Origin of the sequence: Caballeronia grimmiae, assembly GCF_000698555.1 — a bacterium.
GTDB lineage: Bacteria > Pseudomonadota > Gammaproteobacteria > Burkholderiales > Burkholderiaceae > Caballeronia > Caballeronia grimmiae.
Window position 1 is genome coordinate 1 of the sequence record NZ_JFHE01000022.1, and the last position, 20525, is coordinate 20525.

Consider the following 20525-nt stretch of genomic DNA (forward strand, 5'->3'; position numbering starts at 1 on the left):
ACCCCGCAAAGGTGGGGTTTTTGCGTTGGGGCGGCGCATTCTGCATGCGATCTAACGCTGCAAGCGCGGAACCAGGCAAATCTGTCGGTAAAATGGCGCGACGAGGACCCCATCGGAGCGCCTATGAGAACGAGTCTGGTAATTGCCGCGGTTAGCGTCGCGATGTTGACGACGGCGTGTGGCAAGAAGAACGATGCGAGCGAGTCCAGCCTGGGCGAGGCGATCACCGCCGACATGAAAACCAACCGCGGGCTCCTGTGCCTCAACCGCAGCGGGCGCGGTCCTTTCACTTTTCCGTCGACCTATTCAGCGCGCGACCTCAACGAATATTCTGGCGCTGCATTGCGCGAGCAGCTGGCTGCGCTGGAAAAGAGCGGCCTGATCGCTCGCTCGACCACCACGCCCAGCAACGCGACTCCCAGCACGCAGCGCAACGCCGTCTCCTACAGTCTCACGGGCGAAGGTCAAAAGTACGCGGTAGAGACCGTCAGGCAAGCCGGTGACCCCAACGCGACTCCCGACAACCATGCATGGATGCTTTGCTACGCACGCGTGAAGCTCGACAAAGTCGTCGCCTGGACGGAGCCCGACCCTAACGTGCATCGTACAGATGTGACTTATACCTACAAGCTCGACAATGTCGCTCCGTGGGCAGACGATCGCGACATCAAGCGCGCGTTCGCCGATCTCGTCGCCGCCGATCGCGAAGCGGGCGAAACCAAACTCCATCTGACGCTGGAGCAGCGGCCGGACGGCTGGGCACGGGTGGACTGAGGAACGTGTCGGCGACTGTTGATGAACTTCCCGTCGGTCCGCCGCGCATGTCGGATGTTGCGCGGCTGGCGGGTGTGTCGAAGATGACCGTGTCGCGCGTGCTCGCCGGCCATAGCGTCGCTCTTGCGACGCGCGAGCGCGTGCAAAAAGCGATCGACGATCTCGGCTATGTGGCGGATGCCGCCGCCGGTGCGCTCTCGTCCGGGCGCTCGGAATTCGTCGCGGTACTGGTGCCGTCGCTGGCAAGCTCGAATTTCTCCGATACCGTCCGCGGCCTCTCCGCCGCATTGGAGCCGCACGGCCTGCAATTGTTGATCGGCGACACCGACTATCACCTCGACCGCGAAGAGAATCTCGTGCGCTCGATGCTGCGCCATCAGCCGCGCTGCATCGCGCTGACCGGCTCGCGTCACACTGACGCGACGCGCACACTCTTGCGCCGCTCGGGGGTGCCTGTCGTCGAGATGTGGGACTTCCCATCCGATCCGATCGATGCCGCCGTCGGCTTTTCCAACGTCAACGCCGCGCGCGAGATGGTGCGCTATCTCGCCGAGCGTGGCCACGAGCGCATCGGCTTCGTTGGCGGTGCGAGCGAACTGGACCGGCGCGGCCTCGATCGTCTGAAGGGCTTTCGTATGGAGATGAAGGCGCGTGGCCTCGACGCCGGGCGCGTCGTCCGTCTGGGCGATTCACCGATCACCATGAGTCACGGCGGTCCCGCGATGGCCGCGCTCCTCGATGCATGGCCCGATACGCAAGCCGTGATGTGTGTGAGCGACATGTCCGCGTTCGGCGCGATAATGGAAAGCCATCGGCGCGGGCTTTCGGTGCCTGACGATATCGCCGTCGCGGGCTTCGGCAACTTCGAAGTTGCCGCGTGCTGCGCGCCATCGATCACCACGGTCTCGGTCGACGCATATGGTATCGGCACGCGCACCGGCGCCGCGCTGCTGGCCGCACTCGAAGCCTATGAGCAGGGCGTCGTGAGGCGCGCTGGCAAGCGCATTCGCGTCGACTATCACGTGATCCCGCGCGAGAGCGCGTAAGCCCACGGAATCGCGAACATTGCATGTTAATATCGACGAGATGTTACCGGTAACAAACGCACAAGAACGCCCCACGGAGAGAGACATGTCCCAGCAAACACCCCGCCGCCTGCGCAGCCAGGAATGGTTCGACGATCCTTCGCATGCCGACATGACCGCGCTCTATGTCGAGCGATTCATGAACTACGGACTCACGCGCGAAGAATTGCAGTCGGGCCGGCCGATCATCGGCATTGCGCAAACGGGCAGCGATCTCGCGCCGTGCAATCGCCATCACATCGAGCTGGCCGCGCGCACCAAAGCCGGAATCCGCGACGCTGGCGGCATCCCCATGGAATTTCCCGTGCATCCGCTTGCGGAACAGAGCCGCCGTCCGACCGCCGCGCTCGACCGCAATCTCGCGTATCTCGGCCTCGTTGAAATACTGCATGGTTTCCCGCTCGATGGCGTCGTCCTCACGACCGGCTGTGACAAGACCACGCCCGCCTGTCTGATGGCAGCCGCTACCGTCGACATGCCGGCGATCGTGCTGTCGGGCGGTCCGATGCTCGACGGCTGGCACGAAGGCAAGCGCGTCGGCTCCGGCACGATCATCTGGCATGCGCGCAACCTGCTCGCGGCGGGCGATATCGATTACGAAGGCTTCATGCGCCTGACGACGGCATCGTCGCCGTCGATCGGCCATTGCAACACGATGGGCACCGCGCTCTCGATGAACAGCCTCGCCGAAGCGCTCGGCATGTCCTTGCCGACGTGCGCGAGCATTCCGGCTGCGTATCGCGAGCGCGGGCAGATGGCGTACGCGACAGGCAAGCGCATCGTCGACATGGTGCGCGAGGACTTGCGCCCGTCGAAGATCATGACGCGCGACGCGTTCCGCAATGCGATCGTCGTGGCGTCGGCGCTGGGTGCGTCGACCAACTGCCCGCCGCATCTGATCGCGATTGCGCGGCATATGGGCATCGACCTGAGTCTCGAAGACTGGCAGCGCGACGGCGAGCAGGTGCCGCTCATCGTCAATTGCATGCCGGCCGGCGAATATCTCGGCGAGAGCTTTCATCGTGCGGGCGGAGTTCCGGCCGTGCTGCGTCAGCTCGATGCCGCGGGTCTGCTGCATCGCGACTGTCACACGGTCTCGGGCCGCACGATCGGCGAGATTGCCGACGAAGCGCCCGCCGCCGATCGCGATGTCATCCGCACGGCGGACGACCCGCTGAAGCACGGTGCCGGCTTCATGGTGCTGTCGGGCAATTTCTTCGATAGCGCGATCATGAAGATGTCGGTCGTCGGTGAAGCGTTCACCAAGACCTATCTCAGCGAGCCGGGCGCGGAGAACATGTTCGAAGCGCGGGCGATCGTGTTCGATGGCCCCGAGGATTACCATGACCGCATCAACGATCCCGCCCTCGAGATCGACGAGCATTGCATCCTCGTGATTCGCGGTTGCGGCACGGTCGGTTATCCGGGCAGCGCGGAAGTGGTCAACATGGCGCCGCCGGCGGAACTGATCAAGCGTGGCGTCGATTCGCTGCCCTGCATGGGCGATGGCCGGCAAAGCGGCACGTCGGCGAGCCCGTCGATTCTGAACATGTCGCCGGAAGCGGCCGTGGGCGGCGGCCTCGCGCTGTTGCGCACGAATGACCGCATCCGTGTCGATCTAAATGCGCGCTCGGTCAACGTGCTGCTCGACGAAGCCGAACTCGAAAGCCGGCGCGACGAAGCCGCGTTCGCCGCGCCCGTCGCGCAGACGCCGTGGCAGGAACTGTATCGGCAGACGGTGGGTCAGCTATCGACGGGCGGCTGCCTCGAACCCGCGACGCTCTATCTCAAGGTCATCGAGACGCGCGGCAATCCGCGGCATTCGCACTGAGCGTCACACACGCGCATCGCGGCGTCGCGCGATGCGCGGCTCGGGCTTGAGCGTCGGCATCGTGCCGCTTTCGATGTAATGCTGCACGGCATCGGCGGCGTCGAAGTATCGGCGCTCGTCGAGCCAATGCCAGACGGCAGCGAGAAAAAGGCCGAGTCCCGCGTGACTGCAATGGGCGACGACATCCGCGATGCCTTCAGCGAGGCTTTGATCGCGTCCGTGCGAAGTGAATGCGCTCGCGACATGCGATGCGGTGCGCGATACGAGCATCGCGTGCATCGAATGCAATTGCGGATTGAACGTGCGCGATGCGTGACTTCTCAAGCTGCTGCCCATACGGCCCCCGTGGTCAATGCTGGCGTGCTGCGTCTTCTTCTCCGACGCGCGCCGCCATTGTCTGTTCGATGCGCCGGTTTTCGGCGTCGCGTGGTTATTGCAAGAAGCGGGCCGACGGTTCGAAACTTGCTGGCTCGCTTGCCTAGCGAGTGTCTGCGGACGCCGGGTGAATCAGACTCGGTACGCGCATCGCGCATTTCTACATTACGTATGAACGAACGCCTATGCGCCGACGCATTGCTCGTGTGTGCGAATTCCCTTTGCGATATCCACGGATCTCGATTTGCGCGCTCGCCTTGCTTGCGGGATGCTCTTCGCGCAGCGAGGAACCGCATCGTCCGATCGCGAGCCAGCCGCAACCGCTGCATCACGCGAGGCACACGTCAGCGGGCTTCGAAAACAATTACGGGGATCTGCCTCGCGAATCTTTTCTGAAGTGGCAGTGGGAGCGCATCACGCAAGGGCTGCCGAAGCCGCCGGCGAACGGCTATCGCTTCCCGATGGCGCATCCCGATGGCGCGTTTCTGAAGGCTAACCGCAGCGTCGATACGCTGACGTGGATCGGTCACGCGAGTGCGCTCGTGCAAATCGACGGCGTCAACGTTCTCACCGATCCGGTCTTTTCCGAGCGCGCGTCGCCGTTCTCTTTCGCGGGCCCGAAGCGTAAGACGCCACCCGCGCTGACGCTCGACGAGCTTCCGCACATCGACGTCGTGCTCATCTCGCACAATCATTACGATCATCTCGACAAGCCGAGCATCGAAGTGTTGAACCGGCAAGCGGGCGGGCCGCCGCGCTTTCTCGTGCCGCTGGGCGTGAAAGCATGGATGGCGCGCATCGGCGTGACGAACGTGGAAGAACTCGACTGGGGCGATGAAACGCACGCCGCCGGTCTCGATATCTGGTTCGCGCCGGCGCAGCACTGGTCGGCACGCACGCCGTTCGACCGCGCGGAAACGTTGTGGGGCAGTTGGGTCGTGAAGACGCCGCAGGGCGCGCCGCGTCCGTATTCCTTCTTCTTCGCGGGCGATACCGGATACTCGCCCGATTTCCGCGATATCGGCGCCCGCTTCGGCGGCTTTGACCTCGCGCTGATTCCGATCGGCGCTTACGATCCTCGCTGGTTCATGCACGCGCAGCATGTGAACCCGGAGGAAGCGGTGCGCATCTTCGAAGACATTCACGCGCGAAGAGCCATCGGCATTCATTGGGGCGCCTTCGAACTGACCGATGAGCCGCTCGATGAACCGCCGCGTCGCCTTGCCGATGCCGTGCGCAACGCGGGCCTTCCCGCCGATGTATTCACCGTACTCCAGCACGGCCAGACGATCCGGCTGAATACCGCGTCTCAGGCTCGCTAAACCGCAAGGCCCATAAAAAAACGCGCGGGCGTCGAAGCCCGCGCGTGAGTCAATGCAGCACTCGCGTTGCTATCGGCGTCATCGCCTGAATACGCCGAGCAGCAAAGTCGCAAGGAAGATCACGATGAAGATGAAGAACAGGATCTTGGCGATTTCCGCCGCGCCCGTCGCGATCCCGCCGAAGCCGAAAAAGGCCGCGATGAGCGCAATGATGAAAAATATGACAGCGTAACGGAGCATGAAGCCTCCCACGGGGATCGGTTGGTGATTCGATTCGCATGCGGACTGGACACCGTCGCCGCCTTCGCTCATCGGTCGTGCCGCGCTTTTGTTCAAGGTGGCGCGGTACGGAGCGACAAAGCAACGCGCGTGCCCAAGCGGGGCATCGTGTTTTCACCGGGCAAAGCAAAAACGCCGCAGACCCGTGGAAACAGGGTGATTGCGGCGTTGGATGCGCGTTGCGTAAACGCGCGGAGAAGGTTGTGGGGCTAACGGCCTAGCGTGCGATCGGAGTCGGTTTCATCGTCCTCGTCTTCGTCGTCCTCGACGCTGTTTTGTGCATCCAGATGACTCTTCAGTTCATCGCGCTCGATCTGATCGGCTAGGTCGAGGGATTTGCGCGTGGCGGGACCGGACGGGCGGTTGGCTCCAGACATGGCGTACTCCTTGAACAGATTTCACGGCCGCGCCCAAACCGGCGCGAACCAGGGAACAACGAGGCATGTACACGCCGGGCGATGAAACCGCCTCGGAGGATCATCCAGGGCGGCGGACGTTGCGATCGTTCATGACGGCAGCGTTCAACGCACAAAACGCTGGATGGGTGATCAAACCGCCGTCCCATTCTTGCAAGCGGAACGGCACATTTTGCGTGGCCGGCGCGTAAGCCAAGTATGCACGGGTCGGGCAGCGAGGCAAAGTGCTTTATCGGATAACGATCGCTGGCCGCGTTACTCAAAGTAATGCGCCACGACCGGATAGAGCGACAGCACGAGCAGCGCGGCCATCGTGATGTTGAATGCGCGCAGCAGACGCGGACGCGCGAGAAAACGCCGCAGCGACATCCCGAACGCCGCCCACGCGACAATGCACGGCAGCCCGACCAGCACGAACATCACCGCCATCAACGCGGCATTGAGCGAAAGGCTCGCGTGCAGATGGATGGTCGTCGCGGCGGTGAGCACCATCATCCACGCTTTGGGATTGACCCACTGAAACGCGAGGGCTTCATGGAACCGCATCGGGCGGCGCTCGCCGTCGCGCATCTGCACCGACGACGACGTGCCGATCTTCCATGCGAGATACAGCAGATAGACCACGCTTGCCGTTTCGAGCACGGAATACAGCCACGGCAAGCGATCGAACGCTTGTGCAAGCCCGAAACCGACCGCGAGCATCAGCACCGCGACGCCCGCGCTGATACCGAGCACATGCGGCACCGTGCGCTTCAGTCCGAAATTGACGCCCGACGCCAGCAGCATCGTATTGTTCGGGCCGGGCGTGATGCTCGTCACGAGCACGAACAGCGCGGCGGCGGGCAGGGCGTGGAGAAAATCGGAAGACATGGCGCATCTCGCAGATGAATCGATTGCAGCCAGTTTAAGCGCTCGCATCTGTACAGTACCGGTACAGCTCGACACGAGAGTTCCGGTACGGCACGAAGCGAAGTCACACCGCGAGTCACACCGGGAAAGGATTGCGCTCCGCAAAACCTTCCTGATGCCAGTACGGATACGCCGGCCGCACCTTGCTCGCTTCATCGAGCCTTTTGACCTGCTCCGTGGTCAGGTTCCAGCCGACAGCGCCCAGGTTCTGCCGCAACTGCTCCTCGTTGCGCGCGCCGATCAGCACGGTCGCGACAGTCGGACGCTGCAGCAGCCAGTTCAACGCGATCTGCGGTACGGTCTTGCCGGTTTCCTCGGCGATCGCATCGAGCGCATCGACCACGCGATAAAGATGCTCGTCGGGCACCGGCGGCCCCATGTCGGCGGTTTTATGCAGGCGGCTTGAGTCGGGCAGCGGCTGGCCGCGCCGGATTTTGCCCGTGAGACGTCCCCATCCGAGCGGACTCCACACGACAGCACCGACGCCCTGATCGAGTCCGAGCGGCATTAGTTCCCATTCGTAGTCGCGGCCAATCAGCGAGTAATACGTTTGATTGGCAACATAGCGTGGATAGCCATAACGATCCGCCACGTCGAGCGATTTCTGCAGATGCCATCCCGAGAAATTCGATACCCCGGTATAACGGATCTTGCCCGCGCGCACGAGATCGTCGAGCGTGGACAGCGTCTCTTCGACGGGCGTTTTCGCATCGAACCCATGCAACTGGAAGAGATCGATGTAGTCGGTCTGCAGGCGCTTCAATGCATCGTTGACGGCGTTGATGAGATGAAAGCGCGATGAACCGACGCTGTTGGGCTCGTCCGTATCGAAACGAAAGGTGGCTTTCGTCGAGATAACGGCCTTGTCGCGCCGGCCCTTGAGCGCCTCGCCCAGAATGGATTCCGACGCGCCGCGCGAATAGATGTCGGCGGTGTCGAACATGGTGACGCCAGCATCGAGACAGATGTCGATGAGCTGGCGCGCTTCGCTTACATCCGTTTGTCCCCAGGCCTGGAAGAACTCGCCTTTGCCGCCGAACGTGCCGGTGCCGAAGCTCAGCACGGGCACCTTGAAGCCCGAAGCGCCTAGATGTCGATATTCCATGGTGTGTCCTCTGAACGTTGGTCGCTTTACGTTGTGTTCGATTGACGAGACTAACCCAACGGCCGCACGCGTGCAGAACCGGCATCGGCGCACGGGCACGCTGCTTGCAAACTCCTGACGGACATGTCGCGGCGCGCTGCGGCATGCAGGCCCACATGACGGAGAACGCTTGAACGACGCCCCGATGCGCGATGCTCGCGCGAACGCAGTAACCGCAGAGAAACACGACGAATCCTTCTTCGAGCCGGGACGCAACTGCGCGAGCGTGCGTCATGCGGATCGCTTCAGCCTGCTCATCGACGGTTCCGATTATTTTCGCGTGCTGCGCGAGGCCATCACGCGTGCGGAGCGGACGGTGTTCATCCTCGGCTGGGATATCGACAGCCGCATGAAGCTCACGCCGGAAGGCTCGAACGATGGCTATCCGGAAGCGCTCGGCGACTTCCTGCATGCGATCGCAGCGGAGAAGCGCCGCCTGCGCATCTATATTCTCGCGTGGGACTTCGCGATGCTTTACGCGTTCGAACGCGAATGGCTGCCGGTCTACAAGATGGGCTGGCGCACGCATCGGCGCATCGCGTTTCAGATGGACGGCAAGCATCCGCTCGGCGGCTCGCAGCATCAGAAGCTCGTCGTGATCGACGACCGCCTCGCGTTCGTCGGCGGTCTCGATCTCACGCGCTCGCGCTGGGACACGCCGTCGCATGACCCCGACGATCCGCATCGCCGTGATGCGAACGGTGCGAAGTATCAGCCGTTCCACGACGTCCACACGATGTTCGATGGCGACGCCGCCCGCGAGATCGGCCAGCTTGCACGCGAACGCTGGTCGCGCGCATGCGGCCGGCGCCTGGCGATCCGCGCGCATCGCGCGGCGCTGCAAAACGATCCGTGGCCGCCTTCGCGCGCCGTCGATGTCGAAGACGTGCAACTCGCAATCTCACTGACGGAGCCTGCCTATCTCGGCCGACCCGCCGTGCAGCAGATCCGCACGCAATATCTCGATGCGATTGCGCGCGCCCGCCGCAGCATCTACATAGAGAATCAGTACTTCACGTCGGGGACCATCGGCGCGTCGCTTTCGGATTCGCTCGAGCGCGAAGACGGACCCGATCTCGCGATCGTCGTGCCGCGCAATCAAAGCGGCTGGCTGCAGGAAGTGACGATGGGCGTGCTGCGCGCGCGTCTGCACAAGCTCCTGAAGCAGGCGGACCGTCACGGCCGCTACCGGCTGATGTGCCCGACCGTGCCCAAGCTCGGCGAAGAGATCATCAACGTGCATAGCAAGCTGATGATCGTCGATGACGAACTGCTGATGGTCGGTTCCGCGAATCTGAACAATCGCTCGATGGTGCTCGACAGCGAGTGCAACATATCGATCGATGCCGGCGCGGACGCGCGTTTGCGACGCGCTATCGCGACGATGCGCGACACGCTGCTCGCCGAACATCTCGGCTGCGAAGTGGCGGACATCGTGCGCGAGCGCGATGCGCGTGGCGGGTTAAACGCCGCGATTCAGGCGCTTTCACGCGACCGCGACGAACATCGCACGCTGGTGCCGCTCGATCCCGAAGTGTCGCGCGAGCTCGATCAGCTCATTCCGCCCGAGGCGCTCGTCGACCCCGAAACGCCGATTGCCGCCGATGAACTCGTCGATCAGTTCGTGCCCGCGGAAAGGACACGGCCGCTCATCGGGCGCTTTGCGCTGCTCGGCGTGCTTGCGCTTCTCGTCGTCGGGGTGGCGGCCATATGGCACTGGACGCCGCTCGGCGAATACATCAACCTGAAGTCGCTGACCCAGGCGACGCGGCGCATCGACGCGCTGCCGCTCGCGCCGCTTCTCATCCTGTGCTGCTATGTCACTGCCGCCGTTATTTCCGTGCCGATCACGCTGCTGATCGCGACGACGGGCCTCGTGTTCGGCGCAGGATGGGGCAGCGCCTATGCGTTCGCGGGCACGCTGATCGCCGCTTCCATCTCGTACATGCTCGGGCAGTGGCTTGGCCGGGATGCGGTGCGCAAGGTCGCCGGGGCGCGCGTGAACCGGCTGTCCGAACGTGTGGCGCAGCGCGGCATCGTCGCGGTCGTCGTGCTGCGCCTGTTGCCCGTTGCGCCGTTTGCAATCGTGAATCTGGTCGCTGGCGCATCGCACATTCGCATGCGCGATTTCCTCATCGGCACGCTGCTCGGAATGGGCCCCGGCATTTTGTTGACGGTCGCGTTCGCGCATCAGCTGGTCGCTTCGCTGCGTCATCCGACGGTCGGCTCGTTTGCCGTGCTCATCGGCATCGGCGTGGTGCTGATCGGCGTATCGATACTGCTGCAGCGCTTCCTGGGACGTCGCGGTGATCGCAACGAGAAAGTGGCGGAAGGGGCCCCGAGCGATGCCGACAAGGCGCGCGCCAGCGACGAAGCGCAACGCGCGAGCCGCCTGCGCGAACGCGGGGTGATGCCGCGCGACAGCGCCGCGAACGCAGCGAACGCCGCCCACGCCGCCGACGATGCGTCGTCGCGCAATCACGACGAGGTCAGCTCATGACGTTGATGCACGAAGCCGGAATCGACATCGAAACGATGAGCGCGACGCGCGTGAAGGAACTGCGCATCGCGACGTACAACGTGCATGGCGCAGTGGGCATCGACGGGAAGTTCGCGCCGGAACGCATCGCCGGCGTCCTCGCGGAAATGGATGCGGATATCTTCGCGCTGCAGGAAGTGCCGCTCGGCGGCAACGGTCATCCCGATGTCCTTGACGGCCTGCAACGCATGACGGGGCTGCATGCGGTTGCCGGTCCGACTCTCGATACACCGGAGCGCCGCTATGGCAACGCGGTGCTCACGCGTTATCCGGTGCGCGCGGTGCGCACGCTCGATCTGTCGTTTCGAAGCCGCGAGCCGCGCGGCGCGCTGGATGCGGATATCGACTGCAACGGCGAACTATGGCGCGTCGTCGCGACGCATCTCGGGCTTGCATCGAGCGAGCGCCGCGCGCAAGTCGAACAGGTGCTGCAGAGCTTCGATACGCCCGCGCTGCCCGTGATCCTGCTCGGCGATCTGAACGAGTGGTTCGTCTATGGCCGCACGCTGCGGCGGCTCGTCACGCACTTTCATCGCGCACGTGCTCTGCGCACGTTTCCGACGCGCTATCCGCTCTTTGCGCTCGATCGAATCTGGGTGCATCCGGGCGAACGGCTCATGCGAGTGGACGTGCATCGCTCGCGTCTTGCGCGCGTCGCATCCGATCACTATCCGCTGATTGCGCACATTGCGCGTCGCGCATCGCGTCACGGATAAGCTGCATTGCAGTGCATCGAAAGCGATGCGATGCGCGACGAGCGGCTCGTGTGTCAGTGCTACACCACGAAAAACCCCTGAAAAACCGATATAAAAACGCAAAAGACTCGCACGAACACGTCTGCGCTATGTAGAATCCGGCGTTGATACGAACGCATCGGTGCTGACGTATTCCGATATCACTGACCAAAACAGGTAGGAGAAACATGCCGACTTCCGCAAAAACCGCTGCTAAGAAAGCCACGGCCAAGAAGGCCACGGTGAAGACTGCTGCACCGGCAAAGAAAGCAGCATCGAAGGTTGCCGCGAAGAAAGTACCCACCAAGAGCGTCGCCGTGAAGAAGACCGCGGGTGCGCTGTCGCCGATCAAGGACACCTTCACGAAGGCATCGCTCGCTGCGCATCTGGCGGATCGCGCCGAAGTCGACGTCAAGGCGGTCAAGGCCGTGTTGGTCGCGCTGGAAGACACCATCCTCGGCTCGGTTCACAAGAAGGGTTCCGGCGAGTTCACGCTGTCGGGTCTGTTGAAGATCTCGGCGCAAACTGTCCCGGCGAAGAAGAAGCGCTTCGGCAAAGACCCGTTCACCGGTGAAGAACGCTGGTTCCCGGCCAAGCCGGCAAGCGTGCGTATCAAGGCGCGCGCGCTCAAGAAGCTGAAGGACGCGGCGGCTTAAGGCTCGTTTGGCGTTCGATGGATGAAGAGGCCAGCTTCCCTTATGGGGAAGCTGGCCTTTTTGCTTTTGTCGTCGCGAAGGTCACGGCTTGTATGGTGTTGATACGCCCTTGCGATTGCCTTGCGTCGGAGGCAGATCTCGTTGTTGCAGCCTTCGGCGCACATGGATAGCCGGGAAACCGAAGCAGGTAAGGAACCCTGATGAAGTGCGCTGGACGCGGGCAAGTGAGAAAGACAGCGTGAGCGAGCGGCTCGAGTGAACAGTCATTCGTTTGCCGGCAAGCACGCCCGCCGCTCTGCCCGCAAACTCACTTCGTGTTAACCTCTGGTTTTCGCGGCTTTAACGCCGCACCTTATTGCGCGACTCACGCGCTCCCTGCATCGAAACCTTCGCCCCGCCATGCGCGGGCGCTGACATCGCTTACCCGACGCCCGATACGAACATGACGTACAGAAGTCCGCAAGTCGCCGAGTTAATGGCGCAAAGAGAATCGCTCGAAAAAGAACTTGCCGAAGCACGGCGCAAAGAAGAGCGGCTCGCGCTAATTGAAATCGTGGAGAAGATGCGCGAATACGGCATCACGCTAAACGAACTGTTGGGCCGCAAGCCCGAGACGCCGGTTGCCGCGTCCGAGGTCGCCATCAAGTACCGCGACCCGGCGAGCGGCGCAACGTGGAGCGGGCGCGGTCGCGCACCGCAGTGGATCGCCGGCAAGGATCGCGATGCGTTCCTCGCCAGCCGGCCCGCGAGCGGCGCATCGGCGCGCGCATCGCAGGCATCGCTGTTCGCGGACGAGGATTAACCGGCAGTCGCACGATGCCGGCCTGCCGCGCCGCGCTACTAAAGTGCGCCGCTTACTGCGACAACACCACCTGCGCGATCAGGCCGGTGCCGAGCGCCACGAGCAGATAATCCGCGCCTACGCCGACCCACTGATATCCGCGCGGCGGTTGATGCAGGCCGTGGCCGTGCCAGTCATCGACGACATATTGGCGATCACGATAATCCGCCGACAGACGGTCGCCCTTGCGCCAGTCGGGATGCCCGCGATCGTGGTCCGCATGCTCTTGCGGACGCGGCGCATCGTGGCCGACCATCACCGGTGCGCGTCCGGGTGCTTGATCGGGACGATGAGCGTCGCCGTGATCATTGCCATGATCGCTGCCAAGATCCGGTCCGTCATGCGACGGCTGCGCGAAAGTCGCGCTCGCCCCGAGACCCAGAGTTGCGCACAGAAGCGCCGCGATAATTCGATTCTTTTTCATCAAACACTTTCCTCGATAGCTGAATTGCCGATCGCGGCCCGGCTTGCAACGCCGATTCACGCGACCCGCCGCCACTCTAAGTGCTGGCAATGGGCGCTGCCGTGAGAATGTGTAAGTAACGCTTACTCCGTATTACCGGTGCGATAAGGCAGCCGTTTCAGCGGTCCATACATTCAGGTGAATGCGAACAATAAAAATGTTTTGCTATCGTGAATGGTCTTTCTGGCTCACCATGAAACGATTCGATAAAGCAGGGAGACGGAGATGGAAAGCACTGCGGACCTGAAGCGTTACGAGCTATTGATCGGCGGGGAGTTTGTCGCGCCGAGTGGCGGCGAGTATTCGACGAACCTCGATCCCGCGACCGAAAACGCCATCGCCTACGTGGCGCAAGGCACGTCGGCGGACGTCGATCGCGCGGTGCAGGCGGCGCGCGCCGCACTGAAACCGTGGAACGCAATCCGCGCCGCCGAGCGCGGACGCATCCTCATGCGGCTCGCCGAACTATTGCGTGAGAACCAGGAAGAATTGGCCGCGCTGGAAAGTCTCGATGCGGGCAAGCCGATCGCGGGAGTGCAGCGTCAGGACGTGCCCGCCGCCATCGATACGCTTGCCTATTACGCCGGCTGGTGCGACAAGATCAACGGTCAAGTGGTGCCCGCGCGGCCCGATGCGCTGACTTATACGGTGCGCGAACCAGTCGGCGTGGTCGGGGCCATCGTGCCGTGGAATTTTCCGTTGATGATCGGCATGTGGAAGATCGCGCCTGCGCTCGCATGCGGCTGCACGCTGATCGTGAAGCCTGCGGAAATCACGCCGCTTTCCGCGCTGATGGTCGGCCGGCTCGCGCTCGAAGCGGGCTTGCCGCCGGGCGTGCTCAACATCGTGACAGGGAAAGGCTCTGTCGTCGGCGATGCGCTCGTCGCGCATCCCGGCGTCGACAAGATCACGTTCACCGGCTCGCCGTCTGTCGGGCGCGGCATTCTGCAGGGCGCGGCGGGCAACTTCAAGCGCGTGACGCTGGAGCTCGGCGGCAAATCGGCAAACGTGATTTTCGCGGATGCCAACATCGACAGCGCCGTACGCGCCACGGCGTCCGGCATCTTCTTCAACGCGGGGCAGGTGTGTTCGGCGGGATCGCGCGTGCTCGTGCAGCGCGCCGTTTATGACGAGGTCGTCGAACGTCTCGGGCAGCGGGCGCGAAGCATCAAGCTCGGCGACCCGTCGCAACGCGAAACCAACATGGGCCCGCTGATTTCCGCAAAGCAGATGAAGACCGTGCTCGATTACGTGGACATTGGCAAGGGCGAGGGCGCATCGCTCGTGACGGGCGGCAAGCGGTCGGGCGAGCGCGGCTACTACGTCGAGCCGACCGTGTTCGCGAACGTCGAGCACGAGATGCGGATTTCGCAGGAAGAGATCTTCGGGCCGGTCGCGAGCGTGATCCCGTTCGACGACGAAGCCGACGCGCTGCGCATCGCCAACGGCACCGCGTACAGTCTGGCGGCGGGCGTGTGGAGCGCGGATATCGGGCGCGTGCATCGCATGACGGCGGAGTTGAAGGCGGGCACCGTCTGGGTCAATACCTACGGTTACACCGACGTGCGCCTGCCTTGGGGCGGCTCCGGCGATTCGGGCTTTGGCCGCGAGCACGGCGACGTGGCCATCGAGAACTTCACCGAGCCGAAAGCGGTGTGGGTGGCGTTGACGTCATGAAGGAACGATGTGGTCTCTCACGGCATGTGTCGTGAGAGACCGCAACGGACTGGAGCGTCTTCTGGAATTAATTGCGAGCGCAAGATCGCGGGGGCTGACACCTAAAAGCAAGCGCACGAAAGGGGCAGCAACCGCTGCCCCATTTTTTTGCGACCTTCCCAGCGCGATACGGAATCAGACTCCCACGCGCTGACCTTCCTCGTTCCGCGCACGCCAAAGCCGCGCGCGCTGTGTGCTGTCCTCGTACTGCACGGTATTTTGCCGGCAAGCCTCGATGGTCGAATTTTTCCGCTCGATGATCGCCTGGCAGAGAAACTCCGCGCTGTAAGCCGTCAGCAGATGCGGGCAATGCGTGCCGATGTATTGCGCGAGCTTGCCATAATCGCTGTCCGCCGATGCCAGCGAGCGATAGGTTTGCGCATCCCACCGGAACATCAGGTCCAGTTCTTCGAAAGCGGTATTGAAGGCGCAGACTTGCGCCTGAATCTCGCGGTCATCGCCAAGCGTTGAATGGATCATGATCGTCTCCTGTATGGCCGTGGGGCATGCATGGAGAATAGGCAACCTGATCCATAGAGGACAGTTAAACTTTCTTCTACTTCCTATTCGCGATCGCTTATAAGTCGGGTCTGCCCGTCTTGGCGACGATCTGCGTAATGGCTTCGATCTGCGCCGCGCCTTCTTCGACAAGAAACTCTTTGAAAGCAAGTGCGACGGGCGGCAAGCGTTTATTGTTCCGATGCACGACGAACCAGTTGAGCATCACGGGAAAACCCTCGATGTCCAGCACGGCCAGCTTGCCGACCTGCAATTCCATGCTGATCGTATGCGCCGATAAAAAGCTCACGCCCATTCCCGCAATCACGGCTTGCTTGATCGTCTCCGTGCTCGTGATTTCCATCGCGACATTGAGATTGGCGAGCCGCCCCGCAAAGCCTTCTTCCATTGAGTTCCAGGTATCCGAGCCGCGCTCACGAACGATGAACGGCTCATCGGCGAGGGCTTCCAGCGGAATGTTCTTGCGCCCGACGAGCGGATGATCCGGCGGCGCGACGATCACGTACGGATGCGGCGCAAACGATACATTGACCGTATCCATATCGCGCGGCGGCCGAACCATGACGGCTAGATCAGTGAGATTGTCGGTGAGCTGGTGCAGCAATTCTTCGCGATTGTGTACCGCCAGATTGAGCCGCACATCGGTATTGCGCCTGGTGAACGCCGCCAGCAAGCGGGGAAAGAAGTAGTCGCCCGCGCTGATCACGGCGACGTTGAGCGTGCCGCCCGAAATGCCTTTGAGACGAGCCATCGCATCGTCGGCTTCGCGGAATTGCTCAAGAATCGACCTGCTGTAATGGAGCATTTCGTTCCCGGCTGGAGTGAGGTAGATTTTCTTGCCGAGCTGCTCGAAGAGCGGCAAGCCCGCATGTTCCTCCAGTTGTTTCACCTGTGTGGATACCGCAGGCTGCGTGAGATAAAGCTCTTCCGCAGCTCGGGAAAAGCTGAGCCGGCGCGCGACCGTTTCGAAGATTTTGAGTTGACGCAGGGTGGCGTTACGCAGCACGGCGAGCCCTCATCCATTCACGATAGCTAACTTATACAATAATTTTTTTTAACTTTCCCTAATCGTTTTTCTCCCCCACGATGCCTTCACGCCTCTGGAATTTGTAAGCCAGTCGCGAAATCGCAGCACACGAAAGCCTGTAAAGGCTGCTTCAATCATCCGGACTCTATTGGGAATCGCTCGAAATGATTCTTCGATCGCCTGACGCGGATGTTGGCCAGATGTGCAACTTCATCGCCCTTCTCGATGTGCGCCGCCACGCCCGCGCCGCGCGTCCCGAACATCTTCCCTGACCGACCGCCTCGCCCGCTGGCGCACCGCGCCCGCGTTCTCGCAGTGCATCAGGCGCCGTACGAGCGCCGATTACAGATAACGGAGACAGACATGGCAAGCGCAGACACGGTTGTGTCCGGGCAATCGCACGGGCGTCATCACAACAGGTGGATTCAGCTAGCGATCGGCATTGCATGCATGGGCCTCGTCGCGAACCTGCAGTACGCCTGGACCCTTTTCGTCGTACCCATGGATGCCAAGCATCATTGGGGGCAAGCGGCGATTCAAACGGCTTTCACCATCTTCATCGTCACCGAGACGTGGCTCGTGCCCGTCGAGGGCTGGCTCGTCGATAAATTCGGGCCGCGCCCGGTCGTGATCGGCGGTTCGATTTGCGCCGCGATCGGCTGGGTCATCGACGCGCACGCGACGAGTCTCGCGCATCTGTACATCGCGGCGGTGATCGCGGGTATCGGCGCGGGCTGCGTGTATGGCACATGCGTCGGCACGGCGCTCAAGTGGTTCCCGGACAAGCGGGGACTCGCGGCGGGCCTCACGGCAGCGGGCTTCGGCGCGGGCGCGGCGGTGACGGTCATCCCGATCTCGAACATGATTCAAAGCTCGGGCTACGAACACGCGTTCATGTTCTTCGGCATCTTCCAGGGCGTGTGCATCTTCTTCCTCGCCTTGCTGCTCGTGCGCCCGAAGCCGCCCGTGAACGTGGTGCCGGCGAAGCGCGTCGTGTCGACCAAGATCGATTACACCACCGGACAGATGGTTCGCTCGCCGCTCTTCTGGGTGCTGTATCTGATGTTCGTGTTCGTCGCGGCGGGCGGCGTGATCGCCACGGCGCAGTTCGGGCCGATCGCGAAGGAATACGGCTTCGCGAAGATGCCCGTCAACGTGCTCGGCGTGACGCTGCCGCTGCTCGCGATGACGCTGTCCATCGACAATCTGTGCAACGGCTTCACGCGCCCGCTATGCGGCTTCATCTCCGACAAGATCGGCCGCGAGAACACGATGTTCATTATCTTTCTCGGTGAAGGCGTCGCGCTGCTCGGACTGATGGAGTTCGGTCATAACCCGTATCTCTTCATGCTGTTCGCGGCGATGACCTTCCTCTGCTGGGGCGAGATTTTCTCGATCTTCCCGGCGACCTGCGCCGACACCTTCGGCAGCAAGTACGCGGCTGCGAACGCGGGCACGCTCTACACAGCGAAAGGCACGGCGTCGATGCTGGTGCCGCTGGCATCGGTGCTGGCGTCGTTCGGTTCGTGGAACGCGGTGTTCATTACGGCGGCGGTGACGTCGATCGCGGCGGGACTGTGCGCCAAGTTCGTGCTCGCGCCGATGCGCAAACGCTGGATCGAGAACTCGGCCGCCGAAACGTCGGGCGATGCGTCGGTGAATGCATCGTTCCAGGCAGGCTGGCCGGAAACGTCGCGCAACACGTCGGTTCAATAAGGAAGCACGGCATGCGCGACCGTCCGCCCGGCTCCGCGCATGCGCCTTCCGTCTCGCTGCATCAATTACGATTGTTCATCACGCTCGCGCGCTATCGCAGTTTTACGCGCGTGGGCGATGAATTCGGCATCACTCAATCGGCAGTCAGCCGCGGCATCCGAGAACTCGAAGATGAAATCGCGCTGCGGCTGTTCGACCGTACGACACGCCACGTCACGCTCACCGATACCGGACGCAAGCTGCTGTCGCGCATCGCGCCGCTCGTCGAAGAACTGGAGGCCACGCTGCGGCCGCGCGCGCCGGAATCGGGCGAGCCGGGCGTCGTCAATCTCGCGTGCAGTTGCGGTTTGACGGCGAGCGTCTTGCCGCCGCTCTTCGCTTCTTGCCGGGAACGTCTTCCGGACATCACCGTCGTGCTCATGGACCGGCCGCAGAACGCCGTGCTGCAACTCGTGCGTTCCGGCGAGGCTGAACTCGGCGTTGTCATCGCGCCGGACAATCTCGACGACCTCGCGAGCGAGCCGCTCTTTGCAGACGGGCTCGCCGCTGTCGTGAGCGCGTCGCATCGACTGGCCGCGGCAGAGCGCGTGGACTGGCAGCAGTTGCGCGGCATGCCACTGCTTCTTCTCGACGATGACACCGGCAGCATCGCCGCCATCGAAGCCGCGCTGGCGCGATACGCCGTGACCGGCGCGGTTCGCCAGCGGCTCGCGCAGCCGGCGGCGGTCGCACGCATGGCCGAAGCGGGGCTGGGCATCGGCGTCCTGCCGATGCACGCCCGTACAGCCTGTGAAACCGATCGCGTGCGTTTCATCGCGCTCGCACCGGAAGAGTCGCGCACCATCATGCTCGTCCGGCGGCGCGGCCGCGCGTTGCGCGCGAGCGCGGCGAGCGTATGGTGGCACTTCATCGCATCGTCGACGCATACTCTTATCGCATCCCAGGCGATCGAAGCCTGAGCGTTCCCCGATCGATGCCGATCACAGACGCACCGCAGGCGCGGCGTGCGGGTTTCCGCTCGCTCGATTAGCCTTGTTCGGCGTGCACCTGGAATGTAGTATCTTGTATATCAGAAGGCTAAAAGCTACTTACTCCTGGAGACGAACCATGAAGATCTGCGTGTACGGCGCCGGCGCCATCGGCGGTTACATGGGAGCACAGCTTGCGCGTGCCGGAGCCGATGTCAGCTTCGTGGCGCGCGGGCCGCATCTGGCGGCAATGCAGGCGAATGGCGTTCGTCTCCGTATCGACGGGGAAGAGCACACGGTCAAGGTCCGCTGCACGAACAATCCCGCCGAACTCGGCCCGCAGGATTTCGTCATCATCGCGTTGAAGGCACATTCGGTGCCGGGCGTCGTCGATCTGATGCCGCCGCTGCTCGGTCCCGAGACGGCGATTGTCACTGCGGTGAATGGCTTGCCCTACTGGTACTTCCACGAGCACGGCGGCGAGCTGGCCGGCACGACGCTGCAAAGCATCGATCCCGGCGGCCGGCAGTGGAGCGTGTTCGGGCCGGAACGGGCCATCGGCTGCGTGCTGCTGCCCGCCGCGGAGATTGCGGAGCCGGGCGTCATCGAACATCACTACGGCAAGAAGTTTCCGATCGGCGAGCCGAGCGGGCAGATCACGCCGCGCCTGCAGGCGTTGCACGACATCATGGTCGCCGCCGACATGGAAGCGCCGATGCGCGACAACATCCGCGACGAAATCTGGCTGAAGCTGTGGGGCAACCTCTGCTTCAATCCGATCAGCGCGCTGACCCACGCCACGCTCGACGTCCTGACGAGCGATCCCGGCACGCGCGCGCTGTCCAAGGCGATGATGCTCGAAGCCAAAGCCATCGGCGACAAGCTCGGTGTCAATTTCCGCGTGGACGTGGAGCGGCGCATCAACGGCGCGGGCGCGGTCGGCGCGCACAAGACCTCGATGCTGATGGACTGCGAAGCCGGCCGTCCTATGGAAATCGACCCGCTGATTACCGTCGTTCAGGAAATAGGCCGCCTGGTGAAGATCGACACGCCGATGATCGATGCCGTCCTCGCATTGATCAAACTGCGCGAAGCAGTTAATCAAGGCACGGCGCGTGCGCTGCCCCTCCCGCAGACGCAGAAAGCGGCATAAACTGCACTCGATGGCCCCAGCGTTGTTTCTGATATACAAGATTCAAAATATGTTGCGT

20 protein-coding genes are annotated in these 20525 nt (G+C 62.8%); 12 read left to right on the forward strand and 8 right to left on the reverse strand.

Annotation, left to right across the window (positions count from 1 at the left end):
- The 3 genes from BG57_RS20050 to BG57_RS20060 form a co-directional block, all read left to right on the forward strand.
- On the forward strand, positions 1-774 hold a 774-nt coding region (locus tag BG57_RS20050; protein WP_338151977.1), incomplete at its 5' end, for a hypothetical protein.
- A 47-nt stretch (positions 775-821) separates the two neighbouring features.
- A complete protein-coding gene (locus BG57_RS20055; protein ID WP_035967492.1) occupies positions 822-1820 on the forward strand; it encodes a LacI family DNA-binding transcriptional regulator in 999 nt (332 codons plus the stop codon).
- Between the two features lie 85 nt (positions 1821-1905).
- Positions 1906-3690, forward strand: coding sequence for an IlvD/Edd family dehydratase (locus tag BG57_RS20060; RefSeq protein ID WP_035967493.1), 1785 nt, complete (start codon positions 1906-1908; stop codon positions 3688-3690).
- Between the two features lie 3 nt (positions 3691-3693).
- Here BG57_RS20060 and BG57_RS20065 read toward each other — a convergent pair whose 3' ends face one another.
- Entirely contained in the window at positions 3694-4014 is a 321-nt protein-coding gene (locus tag BG57_RS20065; protein ID WP_229754087.1) for a hypothetical protein, read from the reverse strand.
- Positions 4015-4286: 272 nt separating this feature from the next.
- On the opposite strand from BG57_RS20065, the gene BG57_RS20070 reads away from it, so the two are divergent.
- On the forward strand, positions 4287-5387 hold the full coding sequence (locus BG57_RS20070; RefSeq protein WP_229754088.1) for an MBL fold metallo-hydrolase: 1101 nt from the start codon (positions 4287-4289) through the stop codon (positions 5385-5387).
- 78 nt (positions 5388-5465) lie between these two features.
- On the opposite strand, the gene BG57_RS31715 is transcribed toward BG57_RS20070, so the two are convergent.
- The 4 genes from BG57_RS31715 to BG57_RS20085 all read right to left on the reverse strand — a co-directional run bounded on the left by BG57_RS31715 (position 5466) and on the right by BG57_RS20085 (position 8096).
- Entirely contained in the window at positions 5466-5627 is a 162-nt protein-coding gene (locus BG57_RS31715) for a DUF1328 domain-containing protein (RefSeq protein ID WP_035967564.1), read from the reverse strand.
- A 248-nt stretch (positions 5628-5875) separates the two neighbouring features.
- Complete coding sequence (locus tag BG57_RS33090; RefSeq protein WP_160174740.1) at positions 5876-6043, reverse strand: hypothetical protein; 168 nt, start codon at positions 6041-6043, stop codon at positions 5876-5878.
- A 294-nt stretch (positions 6044-6337) separates the two neighbouring features.
- A complete protein-coding gene (locus BG57_RS20080; RefSeq protein ID WP_035967497.1) occupies positions 6338-6952 on the reverse strand; it encodes a LysE family translocator in 615 nt (204 codons plus the stop codon).
- 115 nt (positions 6953-7067) lie between these two features.
- Positions 7068-8096 (reverse strand): aldo/keto reductase, encoded by a 1029-nt coding sequence (locus tag BG57_RS20085; RefSeq protein ID WP_035967498.1) that lies wholly within the window; start codon positions 8094-8096, stop codon positions 7068-7070.
- A gap of 184 nt (positions 8097-8280) precedes the next feature.
- Between BG57_RS20085 and BG57_RS20090 the strand changes: the two genes are divergently transcribed.
- The 4 genes from BG57_RS20090 to BG57_RS20105 all read left to right on the forward strand — a co-directional run bounded on the left by BG57_RS20090 (position 8281) and on the right by BG57_RS20105 (position 12866).
- Positions 8281-10635: a VTT domain-containing protein gene (locus tag BG57_RS20090; protein ID WP_035967499.1), complete on the forward strand. Its 2355-nt coding sequence runs from the start codon at positions 8281-8283 to the stop codon at positions 10633-10635.
- Positions 10632-11390, forward strand: a complete 759-nt coding sequence (locus BG57_RS20095; protein WP_035967500.1) for an endonuclease/exonuclease/phosphatase family protein — start codon at positions 10632-10634, stop codon at positions 11388-11390. The genes BG57_RS20090 and BG57_RS20095 overlap by 4 nt, the downstream gene beginning before the upstream one ends.
- Before the next feature lie 206 nt (positions 11391-11596).
- Positions 11597-12064: an HU family DNA-binding protein gene (locus BG57_RS20100; protein WP_035967501.1), complete on the forward strand. Its 468-nt coding sequence runs from the start codon at positions 11597-11599 to the stop codon at positions 12062-12064.
- Between the two features lie 442 nt (positions 12065-12506).
- Positions 12507-12866: an H-NS histone family protein gene (locus BG57_RS20105; RefSeq protein ID WP_035967565.1), complete on the forward strand. Its 360-nt coding sequence runs from the start codon at positions 12507-12509 to the stop codon at positions 12864-12866.
- Between the two features lie 52 nt (positions 12867-12918).
- Here BG57_RS20105 and BG57_RS20110 read toward each other — a convergent pair whose 3' ends face one another.
- Positions 12919-13329, reverse strand: coding sequence for an RcnB family protein (locus BG57_RS20110; RefSeq protein WP_035967502.1), 411 nt, complete (start codon positions 13327-13329; stop codon positions 12919-12921).
- A gap of 264 nt (positions 13330-13593) precedes the next feature.
- Here BG57_RS20110 and BG57_RS20115 point away from each other — a divergent pair, with 264 nt between their 5' ends.
- Positions 13594-15045, forward strand: a complete 1452-nt coding sequence (locus BG57_RS20115; RefSeq protein WP_035967503.1) for an aldehyde dehydrogenase family protein — start codon at positions 13594-13596, stop codon at positions 15043-15045.
- A gap of 174 nt (positions 15046-15219) precedes the next feature.
- Here BG57_RS20115 and BG57_RS20120 read toward each other — a convergent pair whose 3' ends face one another.
- Both BG57_RS20120 and BG57_RS20125 read right to left on the reverse strand, forming a co-directional pair.
- On the reverse strand, positions 15220-15564 hold the full coding sequence (locus BG57_RS20120) for a hypothetical protein (protein WP_035967505.1): 345 nt from the start codon (positions 15562-15564) through the stop codon (positions 15220-15222).
- Between the two features lie 97 nt (positions 15565-15661).
- On the reverse strand, positions 15662-16606 hold the full coding sequence (locus BG57_RS20125) for a LysR family transcriptional regulator (RefSeq protein WP_035967567.1): 945 nt from the start codon (positions 16604-16606) through the stop codon (positions 15662-15664).
- Positions 16607-16993: 387 nt separating this feature from the next.
- Between BG57_RS20125 and oxlT the strand changes: the two genes are divergently transcribed.
- The 3 genes from oxlT (at position 16994) to BG57_RS20140 (ending at position 20467) form a co-directional block, all read left to right on the forward strand.
- Positions 16994-18346 (forward strand): oxalate/formate MFS antiporter, encoded by a 1353-nt coding sequence (gene oxlT, locus BG57_RS20130; protein WP_035967506.1) that lies wholly within the window; start codon positions 16994-16996, stop codon positions 18344-18346.
- A gap of 11 nt (positions 18347-18357) precedes the next feature.
- Positions 18358-19305: a LysR family transcriptional regulator gene (locus BG57_RS20135; RefSeq protein WP_052005908.1), complete on the forward strand. Its 948-nt coding sequence runs from the start codon at positions 18358-18360 to the stop codon at positions 19303-19305.
- A 148-nt stretch (positions 19306-19453) separates the two neighbouring features.
- Entirely contained in the window at positions 19454-20467 is a 1014-nt protein-coding gene (locus tag BG57_RS20140; protein WP_035967507.1) for a 2-dehydropantoate 2-reductase, read from the forward strand.
- Positions 20468-20525: the final 58 nt, after the last annotated feature.